At 71.8% G+C, this 21469-nt stretch carries 20 protein-coding genes; 7 read left to right on the forward strand and 13 right to left on the reverse strand.

Going from position 1 to position 21469, the window contains the following annotated elements:
* Nucleotides 1-205: 205 nt before the first annotated feature.
* A complete protein-coding gene (locus tag ACTG9Q_RS01925; RefSeq protein ID WP_455570800.1) occupies nucleotides 206-2032 on the forward strand; it encodes a phosphoenolpyruvate carboxykinase (GTP) in 1827 nt (608 codons plus the stop codon).
* Between the two features lie 118 nt (nucleotides 2033-2150).
* Here ACTG9Q_RS01925 and ACTG9Q_RS01930 read toward each other — a convergent pair whose 3' ends face one another.
* Both ACTG9Q_RS01930 and ACTG9Q_RS01935 read right to left on the reverse strand, forming a co-directional pair.
* Complete coding sequence (locus ACTG9Q_RS01930) at nucleotides 2151-3062, reverse strand: MaoC/PaaZ C-terminal domain-containing protein (protein ID WP_455570801.1); 912 nt, start codon at nucleotides 3060-3062, stop codon at nucleotides 2151-2153.
* Nucleotides 3062-4426 (reverse strand): 3-oxoacyl-ACP reductase, encoded by a 1365-nt coding sequence (locus ACTG9Q_RS01935; RefSeq protein ID WP_455570802.1) that lies wholly within the window; start codon nucleotides 4424-4426, stop codon nucleotides 3062-3064. The genes ACTG9Q_RS01930 and ACTG9Q_RS01935 overlap by 1 nt, the downstream gene beginning before the upstream one ends.
* Nucleotides 4427-4513: 87 nt before the next feature.
* Here ACTG9Q_RS01935 and ACTG9Q_RS01940 point away from each other — a divergent pair, with 87 nt between their 5' ends.
* From ACTG9Q_RS01940 to ACTG9Q_RS01950, 3 genes are all read left to right on the forward strand, one after another.
* Nucleotides 4514-5794 (forward strand): acetyl-CoA C-acetyltransferase, encoded by a 1281-nt coding sequence (locus tag ACTG9Q_RS01940; RefSeq protein ID WP_455570803.1) that lies wholly within the window; start codon nucleotides 4514-4516, stop codon nucleotides 5792-5794.
* Nucleotides 5795-6074: 280 nt separating this feature from the next.
* Nucleotides 6075-6221 carry a hypothetical protein gene (locus ACTG9Q_RS01945; protein ID WP_455570804.1) on the forward strand — a complete coding sequence of 49 codons (147 nt, stop codon included), beginning with the start codon at nucleotides 6075-6077 and terminating at the stop codon, nucleotides 6219-6221.
* Nucleotides 6222-6667: 446 nt separating this feature from the next.
* On the forward strand, nucleotides 6668-6976 hold the full coding sequence (locus ACTG9Q_RS01950; RefSeq protein ID WP_455570805.1) for a hypothetical protein: 309 nt from the start codon (nucleotides 6668-6670) through the stop codon (nucleotides 6974-6976).
* 42 nt (nucleotides 6977-7018) lie between these two features.
* Here the strand turns inward: ACTG9Q_RS01950 and mctP are convergent, their stop codons facing one another.
* Both mctP and ACTG9Q_RS01960 read right to left on the reverse strand, forming a co-directional pair.
* Nucleotides 7019-8662 carry a monocarboxylate uptake permease MctP gene (mctP, locus tag ACTG9Q_RS01955; protein WP_455570806.1) on the reverse strand — a complete coding sequence of 548 codons (1644 nt, stop codon included), beginning with the start codon at nucleotides 8660-8662 and terminating at the stop codon, nucleotides 7019-7021.
* Nucleotides 8659-8928, reverse strand: a complete 270-nt coding sequence (locus ACTG9Q_RS01960; protein WP_455570807.1) for a DUF3311 domain-containing protein — start codon at nucleotides 8926-8928, stop codon at nucleotides 8659-8661. The genes mctP and ACTG9Q_RS01960 overlap by 4 nt, the downstream gene beginning before the upstream one ends.
* Nucleotides 8929-9046: 118 nt before the next feature.
* Here ACTG9Q_RS01960 and ACTG9Q_RS01965 point away from each other — a divergent pair, with 118 nt between their 5' ends.
* Nucleotides 9047-9880 (forward strand): aminoglycoside phosphotransferase family protein, encoded by an 834-nt coding sequence (locus ACTG9Q_RS01965; RefSeq protein WP_455570808.1) that lies wholly within the window; start codon nucleotides 9047-9049, stop codon nucleotides 9878-9880.
* A gap of 124 nt (nucleotides 9881-10004) precedes the next feature.
* Here ACTG9Q_RS01965 and ACTG9Q_RS01970 read toward each other — a convergent pair whose 3' ends face one another.
* Entirely contained in the window at nucleotides 10005-10664 is a 660-nt protein-coding gene (locus ACTG9Q_RS01970) for a TetR/AcrR family transcriptional regulator (protein WP_455570809.1), read from the reverse strand.
* A 366-nt stretch (nucleotides 10665-11030) separates the two neighbouring features.
* Between ACTG9Q_RS01970 and ACTG9Q_RS01975 the strand changes: the two genes are divergently transcribed.
* Entirely contained in the window at nucleotides 11031-11627 is a 597-nt protein-coding gene (locus tag ACTG9Q_RS01975) for an SCP2 sterol-binding domain-containing protein (protein ID WP_455570810.1), read from the forward strand.
* A gap of 49 nt (nucleotides 11628-11676) precedes the next feature.
* On the opposite strand, the gene ACTG9Q_RS01980 is transcribed toward ACTG9Q_RS01975, so the two are convergent.
* From ACTG9Q_RS01980 to pdhA, 3 genes are read right to left on the reverse strand one after another with little or no spacing between them, the layout of a single operon-like run.
* A complete protein-coding gene (locus tag ACTG9Q_RS01980) occupies nucleotides 11677-13074 on the reverse strand; it encodes a dihydrolipoamide acetyltransferase family protein (RefSeq protein WP_455570811.1) in 1398 nt (465 codons plus the stop codon).
* 7 nt (nucleotides 13075-13081) lie between these two features.
* Nucleotides 13082-14107 (reverse strand): alpha-ketoacid dehydrogenase subunit beta, encoded by a 1026-nt coding sequence (locus ACTG9Q_RS01985; protein ID WP_455570812.1) that lies wholly within the window; start codon nucleotides 14105-14107, stop codon nucleotides 13082-13084.
* Nucleotides 14107-15309 carry a pyruvate dehydrogenase (acetyl-transferring) E1 component subunit alpha gene (pdhA, locus tag ACTG9Q_RS01990; protein ID WP_455570813.1) on the reverse strand — a complete coding sequence of 401 codons (1203 nt, stop codon included), beginning with the start codon at nucleotides 15307-15309 and terminating at the stop codon, nucleotides 14107-14109. The genes ACTG9Q_RS01985 and pdhA overlap by 1 nt, the downstream gene beginning before the upstream one ends.
* A gap of 410 nt (nucleotides 15310-15719) precedes the next feature.
* On the opposite strand from pdhA, the gene ACTG9Q_RS01995 reads away from it, so the two are divergent.
* Complete coding sequence (locus ACTG9Q_RS01995) at nucleotides 15720-17135, forward strand: M20/M25/M40 family metallo-hydrolase (RefSeq protein ID WP_455570814.1); 1416 nt, start codon at nucleotides 15720-15722, stop codon at nucleotides 17133-17135.
* Here ACTG9Q_RS01995 and ACTG9Q_RS02000 read toward each other — a convergent pair.
* From ACTG9Q_RS02000 to ACTG9Q_RS02020, 5 genes are read right to left on the reverse strand one after another with little or no spacing between them, the layout of a single operon-like run.
* Entirely contained in the window at nucleotides 17120-18190 is a 1071-nt protein-coding gene (locus ACTG9Q_RS02000; RefSeq protein ID WP_455570815.1) for an ADP-ribosylglycohydrolase family protein, read from the reverse strand. The two genes, ACTG9Q_RS01995 and ACTG9Q_RS02000, sit on opposite strands and share 16 nt — an antisense overlap.
* Before the next feature lie 9 nt (nucleotides 18191-18199).
* Nucleotides 18200-18946, reverse strand: a complete 747-nt coding sequence (locus tag ACTG9Q_RS02005; RefSeq protein ID WP_455571302.1) for an ESX secretion-associated protein EspG — start codon at nucleotides 18944-18946, stop codon at nucleotides 18200-18202.
* A 12-nt stretch (nucleotides 18947-18958) separates the two neighbouring features.
* Nucleotides 18959-20290, reverse strand: coding sequence for a hypothetical protein (locus tag ACTG9Q_RS02010; RefSeq protein ID WP_455570816.1), 1332 nt, complete (start codon nucleotides 20288-20290; stop codon nucleotides 18959-18961).
* Between the two features lies 1 nt (nucleotide 20291).
* Nucleotides 20292-20924, reverse strand: coding sequence for a DUF3558 domain-containing protein (locus ACTG9Q_RS02015; protein WP_455570817.1), 633 nt, complete (start codon nucleotides 20922-20924; stop codon nucleotides 20292-20294).
* Nucleotide 20925: 1 nt separating this feature from the next.
* Nucleotides 20926-21366: a hypothetical protein gene (locus ACTG9Q_RS02020; RefSeq protein WP_455570818.1), complete on the reverse strand. Its 441-nt coding sequence runs from the start codon at nucleotides 21364-21366 to the stop codon at nucleotides 20926-20928.
* Nucleotides 21367-21469 lie beyond the last annotated feature (103 nt).

A 21469-nucleotide genomic window follows, 5' to 3' on the forward strand; every position in this document is an offset into this window, starting at 1 on the left:
ACCTTATCGTTCCTGTGAGAGAACCGACAGGACAGTGTCCGGCCACCTGCCGGTCACTTCGCTAGCCTCAGTTCATTCCTTCCGGCGACTACCCGCTCTCACCAGGGCGGGTGTTCAGCCGTTCGATGAGGACGCCGACGTCCCCGGTCCGGGTGCGACGACGTCCTGATCGGCGTTTCGGCGTTCAGTCAGGAGACGAGGCGAGATGACGGCAGTGACCATCCCAGGTCTTGACCAGGCACCGACCACGCACACGAGGCTCGTGGCGTGGGTGCGGGAAGTTGCCGAGCTCACCGCGCCCGAGCAGGTTGTGTGGGTCGACGGCTCCGAGGAGGAGTGGACCCGCCTGACCGACAGGCTGGTCGAGGCGGGCACCTTCACCCGCCTGGCGAAGAAACCGAACTCCTTCCACGCGGCGTCCGACCCCAACGACGTCGCGCGCGTCGAGGAGCGCACCTTCATCTGCTCGGCCGACGAGGCCGATTCCGGGCCCACCAACAACTGGATGGCCCCGGACGAGATGAAATCGATCATGACCGAGCTGTACCGCGGCTCGATGCGCGGTCGCACGATGTACGTGATCCCGTTCTGCATGGGCCCGCTCGAGGCCGAGAAGCCGATGCTCGGGGTGGAGATCACCGATTCGGAATACGTCGTGGTCTCCATGAGGATCATGACCCGGATGGGTGCGAAGGCGTTGGCGCGGTTCACCGACGCCGACGGCACCGAGCGCGACTTCGTCCCCGCGCTGCACTCCCTCGGCGCGCCGCTGGCCCCCGGCCAGGACGACGAGCCGTGGCCGTGCAGCGACACGAAGTACATCGTGCACTTCCCCGAGGAGCGGCTGATCTGGAGCTACGGCTCCGGCTACGGCGGCAACGCCCTGCTGGGCAAGAAGTGCTACTCGCTGCGCATCGCCTCGGTGATCGGCCGCGACGAGGGCTGGCTGGCCGAGCACATGCTGATCCTCAAGCTGGTCTCCCCCGAGAACAAGGTCTACTACGTCGCCGCGGCCTTCCCCAGCGCTTGCGGCAAGACGAACCTGGCGATGCTGGAGCCGACCATCCCCGGGTGGCGGGTCGAGACCCTGGGCGACGACATCGCCTGGATGCGCTTCGGCGAGGACGGCCGCCTCTACGCGGTCAACCCCGAGTTCGGCTTCTTCGGCGTCGCGCCGGGCACCAACTGGAAGACCAACCCGAACGCGATGCGCACCATCGACAAGGGCAACTCGCTGTTCACCAACGTGGCGCTGACCGACGACGGCGACATCTGGTGGGAGGGCATGGAGAACCCGCCCGCCCACGCCACGTCGTGGAAGGGCCAGGACTGGTCGCCGGAGTCCGACGAGCTCAGCTCGCACGCCAACTCCCGCTACTGCACGCCGATGGCGCAGTGCCCGGTGCTGGCCCCCGAGTGGGACGACCCGAAGGGCGTGCCGATCTCGGCGATCTTCTTCGGCGGCCGGCGCGCCACGACGATCCCGCTGGTCAGCGAGTCCTTCGACTGGCAGCACGGCACCTTCCTCGGCGCCACGCTGTCCTCGGAGAAGACCGCCGCGGCCACCGGCAACCTCGGCGAGGTCCGCCGCGACCCGATGGCGATGCTGCCCTTCATCGGCTACCACGCCGGTGACTACTTCCGGCACTGGATCGAGACCGGCAAGCGCGCCGACGCCGACAAGCTGCCCAAGATCTTCTACGTCAACTGGTTCCGCCGCGGCGAGGACGGCCGGTTCCTGTGGCCGGGCTTCGGCGAGAACTCCCGGGTGCTCAAGTGGGCCATCGAGCGCATCGAGGGCAAGGCGGCCGCGCACGAGAGCCCGGTCGGCTGGGTGCCGACGGCCGCCGAGCTGGACCTGTCCGGCCTGGACGCCGACCCCGCCGACATCGACGCCGCGCTCGCGGTGGACGTCGAGGAGTGGCGCGCCGAGCTGCCGCTGATCGAGGAGTGGTTCGACAAGATCGGCGACAAGCTGCCGACGTCGCTGCGTGACGAGCTGGCGGCGCTGAAGCAGCGTCTGGCCCAGTAGCCCTTCGATCACACAGTAGTCCTTCGAGCACACCAGTTTCGGCACACCAGTTCTTTGAACACAACAGTTCTTCGAGCACAACGGGAAAGGCCACCGCGCTCGCGGTGGCCTTTCCCGTTCACGCCTCGGTGATCGTGCCTTCCAGGTGTGGCTTTCCGGTGCGGGCGTCGGCGAGGTGGAAGCCGAAGCCGCCGGGCCGGGGCGTGGAGGCGAACCCGACCCTGGCGGGCAGCAGGACCGGGAGTCTGAACCGGACGTCCACTGTGCACGCCTCGGGGAGCCTGCCCTCGAACGCGGCCAGGCAGCGGGCTTTCGTCCACATGCCGTGGGCGATGGCGCGCGGGAACCCGAACAGCCTGGCGGTCAGCGGGTGCAGGTGGATCGGGTTGCGGTCGCCGGAGACCCGGCCGTAGCGGCGGCCGATGTCCTCGGGCACCGTCCACACCGCGCTCGGCTCGGGTCGTCCTGACTGCCCGGATCTCTCCCGCCCGGATTTCTCGGGCTGCCCGGATTTCTCAGATCGCCCGGACTTCTCGGGCTTCCCGGCGTCCGGCTCCGACCCGGTCCCGCCGCGGCGCAGGTAGGTGCTCACGTCGTGCCAGAGCGGCTCGCCGCCGACGAACGCCTGGCTGACCATGTCGAACTGCCTGCCCTTGGCGTGCGGGCGCAGGTTCTCCACGTGCACGCGCAGGTCGAACTCCTCGTCCACCCGAAGTGCGCGGGTCTGGGTGATGCGATTGGCCACGTGCACCGATCCGACGAGCGGGAACGGGAAGTCCGCGTCCGTCATCAGCCGCACCTGCATGGGGAAGGTGAGGACGTGCGGGTAGGTGATCGGCAGCTCGTCGGTCAGCCGGAACCCGCACACCGAGTCGTAGGCGGCCAGGTGCGCGGGGTCGACCCGGACGCCGCGGCGCTGGTAGGAGCGGTCGGGCAGCTCGTGGCCGCCCTTCTTGGCGAGCCCGGCGACGACGGCCTTCGGGAACAGCAGCCCGAGGCGCGGGGACTCCTGGAGGTCCACCACCGCCATCACGCCCCCAGCAGGCTCTGGCCGCACACCCGGACCACGTTGCCGCTGACCGCGCCGGAGGCGGGCGCGGCGAACCACGAGACCGTCTCGGCGACGTCGACCGGCAGCCCGCCCTGGGACATGCTGTTCATCCGCCGCCCGGCCTCCCGGATGACCAGCGGCACCGCGGCGGTCATCCGCGTCTCGATGAACCCCGGCGCCACCGCGTTGACGGTCACGCCCTTCTCCGCGTACAGCGGCGCGTAGGCGTCGACCATGCCGATCACCCCCGCCTTGCTGGCCGCGTAGTTCGTCTGGCCCAGGTTGCCCGCGACACCGGCGATCGAGGACACCCCGATGACGCGCCCGCCGCGGCCGAGCACCCCGGAGTCCAGGAGCGCGTCGTTGATCCGCAGCTGGCTGGCCAGGTTGACCGCGATCACCGAGTCCCAGGCGCCGTCGGTCATCTTCGCCAGCGTCTTGTCGCGGGTGATCCCGGCGTTGTGGACGACGACGTCGACGCCGCCGTGGCGCTGCCTGAGGAACTCGACGAGCCTGGCCGGGGCGTCGGCGGCGGTGATGTCGAGCTGCAGTGTGGTCCCGCCGACCCGGTTCGCGACCTCGGCCAGGTCGGCGCCCTGGGCCGGGACGTCCAGCACGACGACCGTGGCCCCGTCGCGGGCGAGCACCTCGGCGATGGCCGCGCCGATGCCGCGCGAGGCGCCGGTGACCAGGGCGGTCGTGCCCGCCAGCGGGGCGGCCCAGTCGCGCGGGTCCGGCGCGTCGCCGCCGTGCGCGCCGACGCGCACGACCTGGGCGTCGACGTAGGCGGACTTGGCGCTGAGCAGGAACCGCAGCGTCGACTCCGCCTGATCCTCGGCGCCGGGTTCGACGTAGACCAGCTGTGCCGTGGCGCCGCGCTTGAGCTCTTTGCCGACCGAGCGGACGAAGCCCTCCAGCGCGCGCTGGGCGATGGCCTCCCGCGGGTCGCCCGCGCGCTCGGGCGGCGTGCCCAGCACGAGCACGCGCCCGCACGCGGCCACCGAGCGGATCACCGGGTGGAAGAAGTCATACAGCGCCCGCAGGCCCTCGGGTGTGGTGACGCCGGTGGCGTCGAAGACGAGCGCGCCGTACCTCGGGCCGGTCTCCTCGCCCGCGGGCAGTGGGGGCGGGTCTGCGAGCACGTCGACGCCCGCGGACTTCAGCACCGCGCCGACCGGTTCCAGCAGTCGGCCGCCCGGGGCGCCGCCGAGCAGCGCCGGGCCGGGCAGCGGCGGCTCGCCGGGCCGGTGGCGGCGCAGCGGCGTCGGGTTCGGCAGTCCGAGGCGCTTCACCAGTGCCCGCCCGAGGCCGGTCGTGCTGAACTGCTGGTAGCGGTCCGTCATGGAGAACGCCTTCCTACTCGCCGGTAATCCTACTTATGAGTAGGTTAGGATGGTACCGCAGGAGCAGACCGTGTTCAGGAGGTTGGAATGGCCCCGAGTCCCGTGCGCCGGGTGGCGATCCTCGGCGGGAACCGCATCCCCTTCGCGCGGTCCAACGGCCCCTACGCCCAGGCGTCGAACCAGGACATGCTCACCGCGGCCCTCGACGGCCTCGTCGCCCGCTTCGGCCTGCGGGACCAGCGCCTCGGCGAGGTCGTCGCGGGCGCCGTCCTCAAGCACAGCCGGGACTTCAACCTGGCCAGGGAGTGCGTGCTGGGCAGCAGGCTCTCCGCGGACACCCCCGCCCACGACGTCCAGCAGGCGTGCGGCACCGGCCTGCAGGCGATCACCCAGGTCGCCAACAAGATCGCCCTCGGCCAGATCGACTCGGCCGTCGCCGGGGGCGTGGACACCACCAGCGACGCGCCGCTGCAGGTCAACGACAAGTTGCGGCGCATCCTGATCTCGCTGAACAACGCCAAGACCGTCGGGCAGCGCCTGGCGCTGCTCGCGCGCATCCGCCCGGGCCACCTGGTGCCGGACATCCCGCGCAACGCCGAGCCCCGCACCGGGCTGTCCATGGGCGAGCACGCCGCCCTGACCGCCACGGAGTGGGGCGTCAGCCGCGAGGCCCAGGACGAGCTGGCCGCCGCCAGCCACCAGCGCCTCGCCGCCGCCTACGACCGCGGCTTCTTCGACGACCTGGTGACCCCCTTCCAGGGCCTGCGTCGCGACCAGAACCTGCGCCCGGAGTCCTCCGCGGAGAAGCTGGCCACGCTCAAGCCCACCTTCGGCGGTCCGTCGGGCACCATGACCGCGGGCAACTCCACGCCGCTCAGCGACGGCGCCTCCGCGGTGCTGCTGGCCACCGAGGAGTGGGCCACGGAGCGCAGCCTACCGGTGCTGGCGTACCTGACCTTCACCGAGACCGCCGCCGTCGACTACGTCCAGGGCGGCGAGGGCCTGCTCATGGCCCCGGCCTACGCCGTGCCCCGGATGCTGGCCAGGGCCGGGCTGACCCTGCGGGACTTCGACTTCTACGAGATCCACGAGGCGTTCGCCTCCCAGGTCCTGGCCACCCTGGCCGCCTGGGAGGACGACACCTTCGCCACGGAGAGGCTCGGTCTCGCCGAGCCCCTCGGCTCGATCGACCGCGCCAAGCTCAACGTCAACGGGTCCTCGCTGGCCGCGGGCCACCCCTTCGCCGCCACCGGCGGGCGCATCGTGGCCACCCTGGCCAAGCTGCTGGCCGAGAAGGGCTCCGGCCGCGGCCTGATCTCCATCTGCGCCGCGGGCGGCCAGGGCGTCACCGCCATCCTCGAACGCTGATCCCGGTCCTCCCACGGCTCTCCGGCCTCGCGGCCGGAGAGCCGTGGTCATCTGCGCGCCCTTCTCGTCCTCGGTGTGACGGACCAGGCCGCTCACGGTCTTCACCAGATGCCCGGATACTTCGGCAGTTCCGGACGATCGTCAGCAACTTCTATCGTTAACCGACGATTCGCCGGCCTGTGCGCCACTTCACCGATGAATCGCGTGCATTTCTCCGGTGGGTCGGACATACTAGAGGCACAGCGAACAACGAGCAGCACCGAGGGGAAGCGAAACACCCATGAACGTCACCGCGAAGATCCGTGCCCGCCGCGCCGAGGCCCGTACTCGCAGGGCGGTCACCCGGGCCATCGAGCAGGCCGCCACGCCGTCGATGCGCCACGAGCTCATCACGCTCGCCCAGAACCAGCAGGTGAACTGGCGCTGAGCCCCTAGTCGCGGCGTGGGACTGTGATGCAGGGCACATTCCCACGTCCGTGTAACACCGCCGGAGCGCCTCACGATGTTCCGGTTGACCCCGTAGTGCTGGCGGACCCCCGACCTGGCAGCACTACGGGGTTTCTATTGTTTCCAGGCCGTCACGGGCAGTCACGCCGTGCCCCGGCCATTCGGTTCGATGAGTGGCGCGATTGGCTCATCCACCGCAGTGGTGGTCAAATCCCACTGCGCCCCGGCCGCCGGACGGCCCTTCGCTCTCGGCCAATCGTGGTAACCGTTTGTACGCCTCTCACTCGATCGAGTGATACACACCACAGTTGGCCGCTCGGCGACGAACACACTCCGTTCATCGTCTACTGGCGGGTAGCCGCAAGTCATGATCGACGGCTGGAGCACACTGGGCACTGTCAGCGCCAGCCAAAGGAGTCAGACCCCGTGGCCGTGACCGGATCGGAGACCGAGGCAGGTCTCCGGCGCACCGTGCACCTCACCGTCTCCCCCGACCAGCCGCCGATCGCCATGTCGTGGCGGCCACCCAGCCTCCCGCGCCGCTCCTGGCGCGAGCGCGTGCTCCTGTTCGCCGAGCGAGCCGTCGGCGGACTGGCGACCAGGCTGTGGGTGGCGCTGCTCATCCTGTTCGGCGCGCTCGTGATCGTCGGCGTGATCGCCGTGTTCGCCGGGGTGTTCCCGGCCCTGCACGGCGCGCTCGTCATCGCCGTCTTCTACGTCCTCGGACGAAAATAGGGCCGGGGCGGCAGCCGCCCCGGCCCTGTCCTCACCGCTTGACTAGTGCGCCCCGACCGCGCGCAGCTTCGGGTCGCCCTCGTCGGCGTGGTAGTCGTCCGGGCTGGTCTTGTCCAGCCCGTTGGGCCACTTCATCCGCCGCGCGAGCAGCGTGACCAGCACCGCGGCCACCAGGTTGGCCAGCAGCGCGATGAAGCCGACGTAGATCGTCATCGTCGAGCCGCTGAACGGGTGCCAGCCGAAGACGCTGAGCTTGTCCAGCACCAGGGCCGACCCGCCGAAGTGCGCGCGGGACTTGTCGGCGCTGGGGATGTTGTAGAGCAGCCACATGCCCCACGCCATGCCGACCGCCCAGCCCGCGATGAGCCCGCGCAGGTGGAACCAGCGCGTGTAGAGCGCGATGGCCACCGCTGGCAGCGTCTGCAGGATCATCACCCCGCCGATGAGCTGCAGGTCGATGGAGAACTGCGGGTCGATGAACAGGATGAACGCGACCGCGCCGAACTTCACCACCAGCGAGGCGAGCTTGGCCTGCTTGGCCTCTTGGCCCGGCGTGGCCCCCTTGTTGACGTACTCCTTGTAGATGTTGCGGGTCCACAGGTTCGCCGCCGCGATCGACATGATCGCCGCGGGCACCAAGGCGCCGATGCCGATGGCGGCGAAGGCGACGCCCGCGAACCACGACGGGAACATCTGGTCGAACAGGTTCGGCACGATGGTGTTGGTGTCCGGGCGGCCGGTGGCCTGGTTGACCAGTGGCTTGGTCCCCGCGGCGATCGCCATGTAGCCCAGCAGCGCCAGCAGGCCCAGGATCAGCGAGTAGGCGGGCAGCGCCGACATGTTCCGCTTGATCACCTTGCGCCCGCGCGAGGCGAGCACACCGGTCAGCGAGTGCGGGTACAGGAACAGCGCCAGCGCCGAGCCCAGCGCGAGCGTGGCGTACTGGAGCTGGTTGTTGGCGTTGAGCAGCAGGCCGTCACCCGGGGCCGGGGACGCCTCGAACTTCGCCTCGGCCGCGCCGAAGATCGCCGACCAGCCGCCGAGCTTCAGCGGCAGGTAGATGATCGCGACGATGATCACCACGTAGATCAGGATGTCCTTGACGAACGCGATCAGGGCGGGCGCGCGCAGGCCCGACTGGTAGGTGTAGACCGCCAGGATGATGAACGCGATCAGCAGCGGAAGGTGCCCGACGATCCCGGAGCCGTTGAAGCCCAGGGTGCGCAGCACCGCCTCAAGGCCCACCAGCTGCAGCGCGATGTAGGGCATGGTGGCGACGATGCCGGTGATCGCGATGAGCAGCGCCAGCGTCGGCGAGCCGTAGCGGCCCCGCACGAAGTCCGCCGGGGTGACGTAGCCGTGCATGCGCGAGACCGACCACATGCGCAGCAGCGGCATGAACACCAGCGGGTACACGACCACGGTGTAGGGCAGGGCGAAGAAGCCCATCGCGCCCGCGGAGAACATCAGCGCGGGCACGGCGACGAAGGTGTAGGCGGTGTAGAGGTCGCCGCCGATGAGGAACCAGGTGATCCACGAGCCGAACTTGCGGCCGCCGAGGCCCCACTCGTCGAGGTGTTCGAGGGTGCCGCCGGAGCGCCACTTCGCCGCCACGAACCCCATGACGGTGACCACCCCGAACAGCAGGGCGAAGATGATCAGTTCCGGCCACTGCAGCTGGTTCATCGGGCCGTCCCCTCGTCCAGGTCGTCAACATCGGGGCCCGCGCCACGGACCTTCGTGGTGGGCTTGTCCTTGGTCTTGAAGTAGACGATCGAGGTGCACAGGACGCCCACGGCGATGCCGAGGAACTGGAACCAGTAGTAGAACGGCATCCCGATCAGCTCGGGCCCGGTGCGGTTGAAAATCGGTGTGACCAGCCACAGCAGCGGTACCAGCAGCAGCAGGTTCCACGGGCTCCAACGCAGGCCGGACTTCCCCGGTGGTGCCATCGACGCTCCCCTCACAACGACGTGTTGCGGCGAAACAGTAGAGGTCAGCGGCGCGTTAGTCACTGGTCAGTTCGGACGGTGGACGAAATATGTCGGCCCGGCTTGTTAGCGTTCGGCAGTGACTCCCGGAGCCGACGAACTGGACTGGGCGGCGACGACCGCCGGGACCCCGGTGGCGGGCGTGCGCAGCCTGCGGGCGGGCGGCTCGCCGTGGCTGCTGGACCTCGGCGCCGACACCGCCGTGCTGCTCACCGGCCGCAAGCCCGCCGAGCTGCGGACCCAGGCCGCGGCCCTGCTGGCGTGCGCTGAGCGCGGCGTGCCCGCGCCGCGGCTGCTCGGGGCCGACGCCGAGCGCGGCCTGCTCCTGACCACCACCCTGCCCGGCGGCAGCCACCTCGGCGGTCCCGCCGCACCCGCCCGGCTGCGCGCCCTGGGCTCCGCCGCGACGCTGCTGGCCGCGATGCCACTGGAGCCGACCCCGGACCTGCCGCGGCGTCACCGGCCCATCGAGCTGGACGAGTTCGCCGAGCTCTCCCCCATGCAGGAGCGCGCCGCCGCCGCGCTCGCCGAGCACCCCGAGCCGTCCGGTCCCACCGTGCTCGTCCACGGCGACCTGTGGACGGGCAACACGATGTGGGACGGCGACACCCTGACCGGCTTCATCGACTGGGACTGCGCGGGCGCCGGGCCGGTCGGCCTCGACCTGGGCTCGCTGCGCTTCGACGCGGCCACCGCCGTCGGCGTCGAGGCGACAGCGCACGTCCTGGCGGGCTGGGGCCTGCCCGCGCCCGACCTGGCGTACTGGGACATCCGCGCGGGGATCAGCTCGCCCGCCGACCTGGCCACCTGGTTGCCGATCATGCACGACCAGGGCCGCACGGACCTCGACGCGGCGACGATGAACGCCCGCCGCGAGGCGTTCCTGGCCGCCGCGCTGCGCCGTCTGGGCTGAGACGTCCACAGGCTGTGCACAAGTCCATCCACAGGCTGTGGACAACTTCGGAGCACGTGAGAGCCCTGTCGCGCCGGTGACCACGGGGACTGGCGGCCTGAGTTGTCCACAGCCGAACCACGACCTAGGCCGGGGGTGTGGGCAGCCAGACGGTGCCCTCGACCAGATCGCCGAAGCCCATCCACACGAGGTTCATCAGCCAGCCCGCGACGGTCTTGTCGGGGATCTCCGGGTGGTCGAGCCACCAGTCGGCCAGCGACTCGCCCGCGCCGACGAGGGCGGCGGCCAGCGCCTCGGTGGACTTGGTGGCGCTCTCGTCCATGCCCCGGCTGGTCGCCGAGCGGACCAGGAGGGCGTTGACCAGGGCGATGGCCCGGTCGCGCATGGCCAGCAGCTCGTCGCTGAAGGGGCCGCCCTGGGAGGTGGCCTGGCGGTGCAGGACCCGCCAGCTCTGCTTCTGCTCACCGACGAAGCGGAAGAACGCGCGCAGGCCGTGCCACAGCTGCATGTCCGGGGGCTGCTCCGCCTCGACGCCCGCGGCGATGGCCTCGATGAGCAGGGTGGCCTCGCGGCGGATGCAGGCGGCGAACAGGTCTTCCTTGTGCCCGAGGTAGGCGTAGATCATCGGCTTGGAGACGCCCGCGACCTCGGAGATCTCGTCCATCGACGCGTTGTGGTAGCCGTTCTCGGAGAAGACCCGGACGGCGGCGTCGAGTATCTGGCGCTCCCTGACCTCCCGCGGCAGCCGCTTGACCTTGGTCGGCCGACGCTCGTCGACGCTCACGCCGCACTCCTCCCCATAGCCGAATTCACCAGTAGTCGAATCCACTTGCCCGTCCACACCGCCCCCACCCGTAGCCTACTCGTGAGTAGGTAGACCGGAGTGGCATGCCCGAGTCGAGGGGCGCCGACGCGGTGCTCGGCACCCTCCCGCCGTGGGAACCGGTCGAGCCACCCGATCGGATGAGCCCCGCGGACGTCGCCGAGTGGAGCACCGACAGGGATGCTATCGGGCGGGCCGGTGATCCACGGCAGCTGCGCGGGAAGGATCTGCCCACGCCGCTCACGGCGGCCATCACCCTGGCGCCCCGGCGGGCCTGGCCGGGCTTGTCGCCCTGCCGAGCGGGTGAGGGTCTGGTTGTCTGGCCGAATGCGTCGCCGAAGGCAGAAGTGGCACCGGCTCGTCCCCCAGCGCGTCACGGGCATCGACGACTTCGCCGACCTCATCGACCCAAGCAGGCTGACGCCCGCGCAGTTCGTCGAACTGGTCTCCGTGCTGGACATGCTCGGCTCGGCGGGCGCGGGCGTCGACCTGCGCGGGATGCGCACCAGCACCTTCGTCCGCTTCCTCGACCGCGCCTCCCGCGAGCAGGTCGCGGCGCTGATGGCCCACCCGCGCCTGCGCCACGTCGTGTTCACCGAGCTGTTCGACCGGATGGCCGCCCACCTCGACCCCGCCCGCGCGGGCGGCCTGCGCGCGGTCGTGCACTGGCGCTTCACCGGCGGGGACGCCGACGACGGCTACGACCGCTTCGAGACCCGCATCCGCGGCGGCGCCTGCGTCACCGGCGACGAGCCGACCGCCGACCCCCGCGTCACCCTGACCGTCGACCCGGTCGACTTCCTCCGGGTGGTCACCGGCTCGGCCAGCGTGCCCGCGCTGTTCCTCTCCGGCCGCGTCAAGGCCAAGGGCGACATCCCCTTCGCGGCGACCCTGATCGGCTGCTTCGACCTGCCCCGCGGATGAGGAAGGGCGGGAAGCCACCCCGGCTTCCCGCCCTTCCCGCCCATCCGTCCTAAAAGGTCATCGCCATGCCAGGGTCGGCCAGCAGCGCGCCGACGTCGGCCAGGAACTCCGAGCCCTGCTGGCCGTCGACCACGCGGTGGTCGAAGCTCAGGGCCAGCTGGCAGACCTTGCGGACCTTGACGTCGCCGTCGACCACCCACGGCATGTCGCGGATCGCGCCGAAGGCCAGGATCGCCGACTCGCCCGGGTTGATGATCGGGGTGCCGGTGTCGACGCCGAAGACGCCGACGTTGGTGATCGTGAAGGTGCCGTTGACCATGTCCCCCGGCGGGGTCTTGCCCTCGCGGGCGGTGGCGGTCAGCTCGTCGAGGGCGAGCGCCAGCTCCCGCAGGGACAGCGACTCCGCGTCGCGGACCTTGGGCACGATCAGGCCGCGGGGGGTGGCCGCGGCGATGCCCAGGTGGACGTAGTCCTTGTAGACGATCTCCTGCGCCGCCTCGTCCCAGGTCGAGTTGACCTCCGGGGTGCGCCTGACGGCCATCGTCACCGCGCGGGCGCAGAAGGCCAGCGGGGTCAGGCGGACGTCGCGGAACGCGCGGTGGGACTTCAGCCGGGCGCGCAGTTCCATCATCGGGGTCACGTCGACGGTCAGGAACTCGGTGACGTGCGGTGCGGTGAAGGCGCTGCTGACCATCGCCTGGGCGGTCATCTTGCGGACGCCCTTGATCGGCACCCGGCGCTCCCTGGCCCCCGGGGGGGCCGCGGCGGCGACGGGCGCGGGCGCGGCGGCCTGCTGGACGTCCTCGCGGGTGATGACCCCGCCGGGGCCGCTGCCGGTCAGCGCGCGCAGGTCGATGCCGAGGTCCTTGGCCAGCTTGCGGACCGGCGGCTTGGCCAGCGGCACGTGGCCGCCCCGCGGCTCGGCGGAGGTGTGCGGCACCGCCGCCACGGGCTCGGCGGGCGCGGGCTGAGCGGGCACGACCTGGGGGGCCGAGCCGTTGCCGCCGGAGGCCGTGAACGCCGCGCCGAGCAGCTCCTGGGCGACCGCCGCCGCGGGCTCTGCCGGGACGGCGGGGCCCCGGCGGGCGCGCCGCTTGGCGGTGACCGTCTTGGAGCCGTAGCCGACCAGCGGCTTCATCTCCTCCTCGGCCTCCGCCTCGGCGGGAGCGGCGGCGGCTGGGGTGGGGGCTGCCGCGCCGCCCGGGTCGACATCGATGGTCAGGATCGGGGTGCCGACCTCGACGGTCTGGCCGGGCTTCACGTGCAGCTCGGTGACCACGCCCGCCCACGGGCAGGGCAGCTCGACGGCGGCCTTGGCGGTCTCGATCTCCACGATGATCTGGTTGACCGTGACCGTGTCCCCCGGCTTGACCTGCCAGGACAGGATCTCCGCCTCGGTCAGGCCCTCGGCGGTGTCGGGCAGGGGGAAGCTCTTGAACTCGGGCATCAGCGGCTCACCAGGCCAGGGAACGGTCGACGGCGTCGAGCACCCGGTCCAGGTCGGGCAGGAAGTGCTCCTCCAGCTTCGCGGGCGGGTACGGCACGTCGAAGCCGTGCACCCGCAGCACCGGGGCCTCCAGGGAGTGGAAGCACTCCTGCTGGACCCGGGCGGCGATCTCCGAGCCGATCGAGGCCTCCGACGGCGACTCGCTGATCACCACCAGCCGACCGGTGCGGCGCACCGAGTCGAACACCGGGGCGAGGTCCATCGGGGAGAGCGTGCGCAGGTCGATGACCTCCAGCGCGTGCCCGTCCTCCTCGGCGGCGGTGGCCGCGTCCATCGCGACCTTCACCGAGGGCCCGTAGGCGACCAGGGTCGCCGTCGTGCCCGCCCGCACGACCCGCGAGGCGAACAGCGGGTCGGGGGTGGCGCCCGGGTCGATCTCGGCCTTCATCGCCGCGGAGTGGTAGTACCGCTTGGGCTCGAAGAAGACCACCGGGTCGTCGCAGCGGATCGCCTGCTGGATCATCCAGTACGCGTCCACGGCGTTCGAGCAGCTCACGACCTTGAGCCCGGCGGTGTGGGCGAAGTAGGACTCCGGGGACTCCGAGTGGTGCTCGACCGCGCCGATGCCGCCGCCGAACGGGATGCGGATGACCATCGGCACCTTCACCCGGCCCTGGGTGCGGGCGTGCAGCTTGGCGACCTGGGAGACGATCTGGTCGAAGCCGGGGAAGACGAACCCGTCGAACTGGATCTCGCACACCGGCCGGTAGCCGCGCACGGCCAGGCCGACCGCGGTGCCGATGATGCCGGACTCGGCCAGCGGGGTGTCCATCACGCGGTGCTCGCCGAAGTCCTTCTGCAGGCCGTCGGTGATGCGGAAGACGCCGCCGAGCTTGCCGACGTCCTCACCCATGATGAGGACCTTCGGGTCGGCCTCCATGGCCGCGCGCAGACCGAGGTTCAGGGCCTTGCCCAGGGTCAGCGACTGCACGGCCGGTGCGGTCTGGGGCTTGCTGATCGCGGGTGCGGCCATCAGTGCTCACCTCCGAAAGCGGACAGGTAGGTCAGGAACTCGTCGCGCTGGGCGTCCAGGGCCGGGCTGGGCTCGGCGTAGACGTTGTCGAACATCTGCCTGGTCGGCGGGTCTTCCATGGTGAAGCAGTACTCGCGCAGGTCGGCGGCCATCTTGTCGGCGTCGGCCTGCACGGAGTCCAGGAAGTCCTGGTCGGCGGCGCCGTGGCGGACCAAGTGCACGCGGACCCGCTCGATCGGGTCCTTGAGCTTCCACGCCTCGAGCTCGTCGGAGAGCCGGTAGCGGGTCGGGTCGTCGGTGGTGGTGTGGGCGTCCATGCGGTAGGTGAACGCCTCGATCAGCACCGGGCCGTTGCCGTTGCGGCACGCGTCCAGCGCCCAGCGGGAGACCGCGAGCGTGCCGAGCACGTCGTTGCCGTCGACCCGGATGCCGGGGAAGCCGTAGCCGCGGGCGCGCTGGTACAGCGGCAGGCGGGACTGGCGCTCGGTCGGCTCGGAGATGGCCCACTGGTTGTTCTGGCAGAAGAAGACCAGCGGCGCGTCGTACACTGCGGCCCACACGAAGCCCTCGTGCACGTCGCCCTGGCTGGTGGCGCCGTCGCCGAAGAAGCACATGGTGGCCTCGCCGTCGGCGTCGCCCACCTTGCCGTCGAAGCGCTGGCCCATCGCGTACCCGGCGGCGTTGAGGACCTGGTTGCCGATCACGATGGTGTACGGGTGGAAGCGGTGCGCCACCGAGTCCCAGGTGCCGTTGTCGGTGCCGCGGAAGATGCCCAGCAGCTCCTCGGGCTTGATCCCCCGGCACCACGCGACGCCGTGCTCGCGGTAGGAGGGGAAGACCATGTCGGTCGGCCGCAGCGCCCGCCCGGCGCCCACCTGCGCGGCCTCCTGGCCGAGCAGCGGCACCCAGATGCCCAGCTGGCCCTGGCGCTGCAGCGCGTTGGACTCGCGGTCGGCGCGCCGCACGAGCACCATGTCGCGGTAGAGCCCGCGCAGGTCCTCGTCGGTGATGTCGGCGACGTAGCGGTCGAACTCCGGATTCTCGACCCGCTCGCCCTCGGGGGTGAGGAGCTGAACCAGCTCCGGACCGCCCTCGCTGGTCGCACGCAAACCCGCGATCACCTGCTCTGCTGTCGGTGCGGCCGCGGTGGCGGCGGGGCCCTCCCGGGGCTCCGGGTGTGTCCACTGTTCGGCAGAGGACATGTGGTTCTCCTCATTGGTGTGTGGTCCGCACCCCCGCTCGTGACGGGAAGGCACGGCCGCGCCGCTCGTCGCCGCCGCCGTTGTCCTCGGCCCCGGCCCCGTCGACGCTGACGGTTCGTTCTCACATCCTGGCACGGCGAGGCCCGATCTGGTGAGCCCGCGACGCCCGTTCGTTACCAACAGTAGGCCCCTGACCTGGGAAAACCATTGGACTACCGACGATAGGGGGTCAAAGCGGCCCACGAAGGGCGCAGCTCGGGCCGCCACCACCCGCCTGAGTGGTCCCGTAAGTGAGGTGCGTCACCTGCGGTGATGACGAGCCCGCGGCCGCGGGCGGGAACGGCGCGGCCGCGGGCCCACCCGCGAGCCTGGCGCACCGCGGCTGAGACGGTCTCAGGCAGGATCAGGACATGGACACCGCAGCGGTTCAGCAGAGCGTCCGTCAGGTGTGGGAGGCAGCGATCCTGCCCAGCCTGCGTGACTTCATCGCCATCCCGGCCCTCTCCCCCGGCTTCGACGCGGACTGGGCCGCCGCCGGGCACCTCGACGCCGCCGTCGCGCACCTGCGCGCCTGGATCGAGGGCCGCGGCCTGCCCGGCGCGACCCTGGAGGTCCTCTCGCTCGAGGGCCGCTCGCCGGTGCTCATGGTCGACGTCCCCGGCACCGTCGACGGCGGGACCGTGCTGCTCTACGGGCACCTCGACAAGCAGCCCCCGGTCGGCGGCTGGTCGGAGGGCCTCGGGCCGTGGACGCCCGTGCAGCGCGGTGACCGCCTGTACGGCCGCGGGTCCGCCGACGACGGGTACGCGGGCTACGCCGCGACCGCCGCCATCGAGGCCGTCCGCGCCGCGGGCGGGGCGCACTCGCGGTGCGTGATCCTGCTGGAGACCGCCGAGGAGTCCGGCAGCCCCGACCTGCCCGCCTACCTGGAGCACCTGGGCGAGCCGCTCGGCGAGGTCGCGCTGGTGGTCTGCCTCGACTCCGGCGGCAGCGACTACGAGCGCCTGTGGCTGACCACCTCGCTGCGCGGGCTGGTCTCGGTCGACGTGACCGTGCGCGTGCTCGACTCCGGACAGCACTCCGGCCTGGCGGGCGGCATCGCGCCCAGCTCGTTCCGCGTCCTGCGGCTGCTCCTCGACCGCCTCGAGGACGCCGAGACCGGCGAGCTGCGGCTGCCCGAGCTGGCCGCCGAGATCCCGCCCGACCGGGTCGCCGAGGCCCGCGCGACCGCCGAGGTCGCGCCGGAGGCGCTCAAGAAGACCTACCCGCTGCACGGCGCCACCCGGCCGATGGCCGACAACGAGCTCGACCTCCTCCTCAACAACAGCTGGCGCGCCACCCTCGGCGTCGTCGGCGCCGACGGCCTGCCCGCGCCGGTGGAGGCGGGCAACGTCCTGCGCCCCTTCACCACGCTGTCGCTGAGCTTCCGCCTCCCGCCGACCGCCGACGCGAAGACCGCCCTCGACGCCATCCGCGCCGCCCTGACCACCGACGTCCCCTCCGGCGCGACCGTGGAGCTGAGCAGGGTGGACATCGCCGACGGCTGGAACGCCCCGCCCCTGGCGCCCTGGCTGCGGGCCGCCCTCGACCACGCGTCGGAGGAGGTGTTCGCCAGCCCGTGGCGCACCGTCGGCCTCGGCGGGTCGATCCCGTTCATGGGCCAGCTCGCCGCCCGCTACCCGGACGCCCAGTTCGTGGTCACCGGCGCGCTCGGGTCCGACAGCAACGCCCACGTGCCCGACGAGTGGCTGCACGTCCCGCAGGCCATGCGGGTCACCGAGGCCGTCGCGCACGTGCTGGACGCGCACGGTCACCAGGCCGGGTAGCGGTCCTGCCAGTCGGGGTCGACGTCGTCGGCGCCGAAGACGACCAGGGCGTCGAGGACGAGCTGGGTGGTGACCTCGCCCAGCTCGACCCCGTCGAGCAGGGGCCTCGGGATGGCGTCGACGCCGTGGACGGCGCCGAGGAGGTTTCCGCAGATCGAGCCGGTCGAGTCGCTGTCGCCGGAGTGGGTCACGGCCATGGCCAGGCCGTCGACGAGGCCGTCGGCGCTCAGCGCGGCGCAGACGCCGATGGCCAGGGCCTCCTCGCCGACCCAGCCCCCGCCCAGGGTCTCCAGGGCCTCGGCGCCCGGCCTGCCCTTCTCGGCGAGGGCGAGCGCACCCGCGAGGGCGTCGACGGTCTCGTCGGCGCCGTCCCACTCGGCCAGCTCGGCGCGCACCTCGTCCAGCGCGGCGGGCAGGGCGGCGCCGTCGACGAGCCTGCGGACCAGGAACGCCAGCGCGCCCGCGCTGAGGTAGCCGCTGGGGTGGCCGTGGGTCAGCGCGCCGGAGCGGGCCGCGATGTCGAAGACCTCGGCGGCGTCGGTCGACCACAGGGCGACCGGGGCGGCGCGCATGACCGCGCCGCAGCCCTTGGAGTCGTTGATCCGGTTCTCCGGCGAGCCGGAGGGGATGCCGCCCGCGAACCCGCGCAGCGCGGTCAGCACCGTCGCGCCCGGGGCCCGGCGGTGGTGCAAATCCTGCTCGGCGACCAGCCAGCCGTCGGGCCGCTCGGCCATCGCGTACGACCCGCCCGCGCGGTGCCACGGCGTGCCCTGCGTGTGGTACCAGCGCTGGTAGGCGTGTTGCAGCACCGACACGGGGTGCTCGGCGAGCCCCAGCCTGCGCGCCATCTGCGCGCGGACCATGGCCTCCAGGGTGAACAGCGTCATCTGGGTGTCGTCGGTGATCCGGCCGGTGCCGCCGTATGCCTCCGCGTACTCGCGCACGCCGTCGGGGAACCGGCCCCGGATGTCGGCCAGGCTCTGGAACTCCACCGGCCCGCCGAGCGCGTCACCAACGGCGCCCGCCAACACACACCCCAACCAGGCTTCCCGCACGCAGTGAGCCTAGTGGAGGCTCGACTGCAGCTCGCTGAGCCGCTTGCCGATGACCGGCACGGTGCCAGGGACGGCGGTGACGAACGGCTCGCCGCGCCCGCGCACCCGGTAGAGCGCCCAGCGGCCCTCCTGCAGGTCGATGGCGTCCACCCAGTCCTGGGCCCGCACCCGCCTCCCGTGCGGGTCGCGCCTGGCGGTGTAGAGCTTGCCGCCACCCTTGCGCGGGGCCCTGAGCAGCGCCTCCAACCTGCGCGCCTCCGGCGGGCGGGCCGAGGACGGCGCGCGCATGAAGTCGCCGCCGCGAGGCTTGTCGGACAGGTCGGTCAGCCGCACCGACATCGCCTCGCCGCGGGCGGGCGGCGTGGTCGGCAGCCGGAACAGGAACGCGTCGAGCAGCCGCGCCGCGTCGACCCACTCGAAGGTGACCTTGTCCCCGGCCCGCTCGGCCAGCACCGCCGCCCGGCCCGCGGCCGCGGTCAGCACCGAGTACGGGCCCTCCGCGTCGTAGAGCCAGCCGTAGAACTCGACGTGGGCGCGCTGCATGACCGTCAGCAGCTCGACGAACTCCGGGTCGAGCCCGCGGGAGGTGTTCAGCCCGGCGGCGTCGAGGGCGCGGCGCAGCTCGGCGTCGGCCTCCTGCTTGAAGCGCGGCGAGTAGTAGCGCTCGCCGCCGGTGAACAGCGGGTGCGGCTCGCCGAGGTCCAGCTGGTGGAGCAGCCGGTACAGGGTGCTGACCGACAGCTCCACCTTCGCCATGGTCGGCACGGCCTACTCCCCGATGACCGGCGGCGCGGTCAGCTGGTCGGTGCCGAAGATCGCCTCCGGGTCGTCCTCCTGGAGGAAGGACGCGCGGGTGTGCTCCTCGTCCTCACCGCCCTGGCCACGCGCGCCGCCTGCGCCCATGCCGCCGCCACCCATGCCCGCGCCGCCGCGGCCACCCTGGCCCGCCGCCGCGCCTCCCGGGCCACCACCCGGACTGCCACCTGGGCCGCCGCCTCGGGCGCCTTGGCCGTGCTGGTCACCGAGCGCGCCCGCGCCCGCGCGCGCCCCGGCCTCGTTCGGGGTGCTGCCCATGCCGCCGCCGGGACCGAAGCCGCCGCCGGGCCTGCCGCCGTAACCGCCTGCACCACCGGGTCCGCCGCCAGGTCCACCGCCGGGGCCGCGCCCGGTGCCGCCGCCGCCGGGACCGCGCCCGGTGCCGCCGCCGCCGGGACCGCGCCCGGTGCCGCCGCCGCCCGGACCACGCCCGGTACCGCCGCCGGTGCCACGCCCGGTGCCGTCACCCGTCCCGCGACCGGGGCCGTACGGCGGGAGTCCGGGCGGGAGCGGCGGGTTCACGGGGGGCGTGACGGGTGGGGTGATCGGCGGGATCGGGGGCAGGACCGGCGGCCGCGGCGGGTTCGGTGGCGGGATGCTCACCTGGGGCCGGGTTATGTCCGCCTGCGCTCGGGTGCCGTCCTGGTCTCCGCTGATGGTCGGCGGGGGCGTCGGGTCGCGGCGCTCGCCGGTGCCGGGCGGGGTGGTCTCGTCCTCGCCGCCGCCGTCGTCCTTGCCGGGCGGGGGTGGCGGGTCGTCGGGGCGCTGCACGCCGATCTCGCCGCCGGGGTCCTCCAGGGTGGAGTAGTCCATCGGCAGGGAGGTCTCGTTGTTGAAGCTCTGCTCGTCGTACTGCCGGTAGACCCGGATGTTGTGGTCGGAGTCGGCCGCGTGCTGGGCCTGCTCCTTCTCGGTGTCGGTGTCCCAGGGCGAGATGTCGTCCAGGAACCCCGTCTCCGGCGGGTTCTCCGACACCGGCTTGACGTTCGCCCGCGCCGCGTCGAAGGAGTAGGTCTGCTGGTTCAGCAGGTTGTGGGTCAGCTCCAGGTTCGCCGCCCCCACCGTGGACACCATCGCGATCGGCCGCGCCGCCCCGAACGCGGCCGCCCCGGCCTCGCCCTGCCAGCCCGCCTCGATCTTGCCCGCCAGCTCCTTGATCCGCTTGGCCCGCTCCGCCTCGCGCTGGGCCTCGATGTCGGCCGTGTCATAGGCGTTCTGGAGACTGCCAGGACCGCGCCCGTTGTGCAGCGACTGGTAGATCTCGTAGGCCGTCATCCCCGTCATGTCAGCCCTCCTTGATGGTCGTCACGACCATGTCCGCGACATCCGCCGCCACCGAGCACGGGTCCGCCGTGCCGACCTTGTCCCCCGACTGGCTCAGGCCCACCATGAAAGACGTGGTGTCCGAGGTGCCGACCAGGACGCCGCAGTTGCCGTTCTCCCGCCGGTCCAGCTGGTTGGCCACGACCGCGGGCAGGCCGCCCACGTCCGGGATCTCCTTGAAGAGCTCGTACACGCCCCGGGCATTGGCCTGGTAGACCGATTCCAACCCGCGGGTGTTCGACCAGAAGAGGTGAACCGCGCCGCCCTGGTCGTTGCGCCACAGGCAGGCCTTGCCGTCGGCGGCGGGCTCCTCCTTGCCGGGCGGTTCGACACCGAGGTCACTGATCTGCGCCGCACTGAGCGACAGGCACGGGTCGTCCCGGAACCTGGCGGTCTCGACGGGGTCGGCCACCCGGGGGGCGCCGGAGCCTGGCCCTGCCGAGGTGGTGGGGGAGTCGGAGGTCGGCCCACCGGTCGCCGGGGTGGTCGTCTCCGTGCCGGTGGTCGACGTCGGCTCACCCGGGTCAGTGGTGGTGCAGCCAACCAGCGCGCCGATCAACACCGTTCCCAGAGCGGCCAGCGAAAGGGCACGCACGTCAGATTCCCCCGGGCTTCGACGAGCCCTCGCCCGCCGTGTTGAGCTTGCGGACGTTCTGCCGGTCGGTCCCCAGGTAGTCATGGAGCGCGTCTTGGAACTTCTGCGCCTGACTGAAGCAGTACTGCTGCTTCTCTTGCAGCGACTGCGCGTAGAGCGTGCCCGAGTGGCTGGCCGCGTTGGCGTGGAACTCGCTCGCGTACTCGTCCCCCGGTGGTTGCACGCGGACCAGGTCGTCAGAGCGCTGGATCGAGTCGTTGTACTCCTCGGCGAGGTCCAGCCAGTCCTTGACGATCGCGCGGATCTCGTCGGGTTCGAAGGTGAACTTGCCCCCGCCCCCGCCGCCGGTGGTCTCACCCGGCATCGGGGGTGGTCCGGACGACATCGGTGCGCCTGCGATGGGCGCCAGCGAGGCGCTGATGTCGTGGAATGCCGACTGCATGACGCGCTTCTGCCCCCTACGTTCACCCTGTGTGACACGCAGCCTACGACACCCTCAACCAGCATGTGCGCGATTCCGGTATGTCAGCAACGTCGGTCACACT

It is taken from the genome of Actinokineospora lacus, from assembly GCF_053813445.1.

Bases quoted from the DNA above. Each gene is read 5' to 3' on its own strand.
- ACTG9Q_RS01925 (WP_455570800.1), top strand. From the start codon at position 206: ATGACGGCAGTGACCATCCCAGGTCTTGACCAGGCACCGACCACGCAC.
- ACTG9Q_RS01930 (WP_455570801.1), bottom strand. From the start codon at position 3,062: ATGGCGGTGGTGGACCTCCAGGAGTCCCCGCGCCTCGGGCTGCTGTTC.
- ACTG9Q_RS01935 (WP_455570802.1), bottom strand. From the start codon at position 4,426: ATGACGGACCGCTACCAGCAGTTCAGCACGACCGGCCTCGGGCGGGCA.
- ACTG9Q_RS01940 (WP_455570803.1), top strand. From the start codon at position 4,514: ATGGCCCCGAGTCCCGTGCGCCGGGTGGCGATCCTCGGCGGGAACCGC.
- ACTG9Q_RS01945 (WP_455570804.1), top strand. From the start codon at position 6,075: ATGAACGTCACCGCGAAGATCCGTGCCCGCCGCGCCGAGGCCCGTACT.
- mctP (WP_455570806.1), bottom strand. From the start codon at position 8,662: ATGAACCAGCTGCAGTGGCCGGAACTGATCATCTTCGCCCTGCTGTTC.
- ACTG9Q_RS01960 (WP_455570807.1), bottom strand. From the start codon at position 8,928: ATGGCACCACCGGGGAAGTCCGGCCTGCGTTGGAGCCCGTGGAACCTG.
- ACTG9Q_RS01975 (WP_455570810.1), top strand. From the start codon at position 11,031: ATGCGTCGCCGAAGGCAGAAGTGGCACCGGCTCGTCCCCCAGCGCGTC.
- ACTG9Q_RS01980 (WP_455570811.1), bottom strand. From the start codon at position 13,074: ATGCCCGAGTTCAAGAGCTTCCCCCTGCCCGACACCGCCGAGGGCCTG.
- ACTG9Q_RS01985 (WP_455570812.1), bottom strand. From the start codon at position 14,107: ATGGCCGCACCCGCGATCAGCAAGCCCCAGACCGCACCGGCCGTGCAG.
- pdhA (WP_455570813.1), bottom strand. From the start codon at position 15,309: ATGTCCTCTGCCGAACAGTGGACACACCCGGAGCCCCGGGAGGGCCCC.
- ACTG9Q_RS01995 (WP_455570814.1), top strand. From the start codon at position 15,720: ATGGACACCGCAGCGGTTCAGCAGAGCGTCCGTCAGGTGTGGGAGGCA.
- ACTG9Q_RS02005 (WP_455571302.1), bottom strand. From the start codon at position 18,946: ATGGCGAAGGTGGAGCTGTCGGTCAGCACCCTGTACCGGCTGCTCCAC.
- ACTG9Q_RS02010 (WP_455570816.1), bottom strand. From the start codon at position 20,290: ATGACGGGGATGACGGCCTACGAGATCTACCAGTCGCTGCACAACGGG.
- ACTG9Q_RS02020 (WP_455570818.1), bottom strand. From the start codon at position 21,366: ATGCAGTCGGCATTCCACGACATCAGCGCCTCGCTGGCGCCCATCGCA.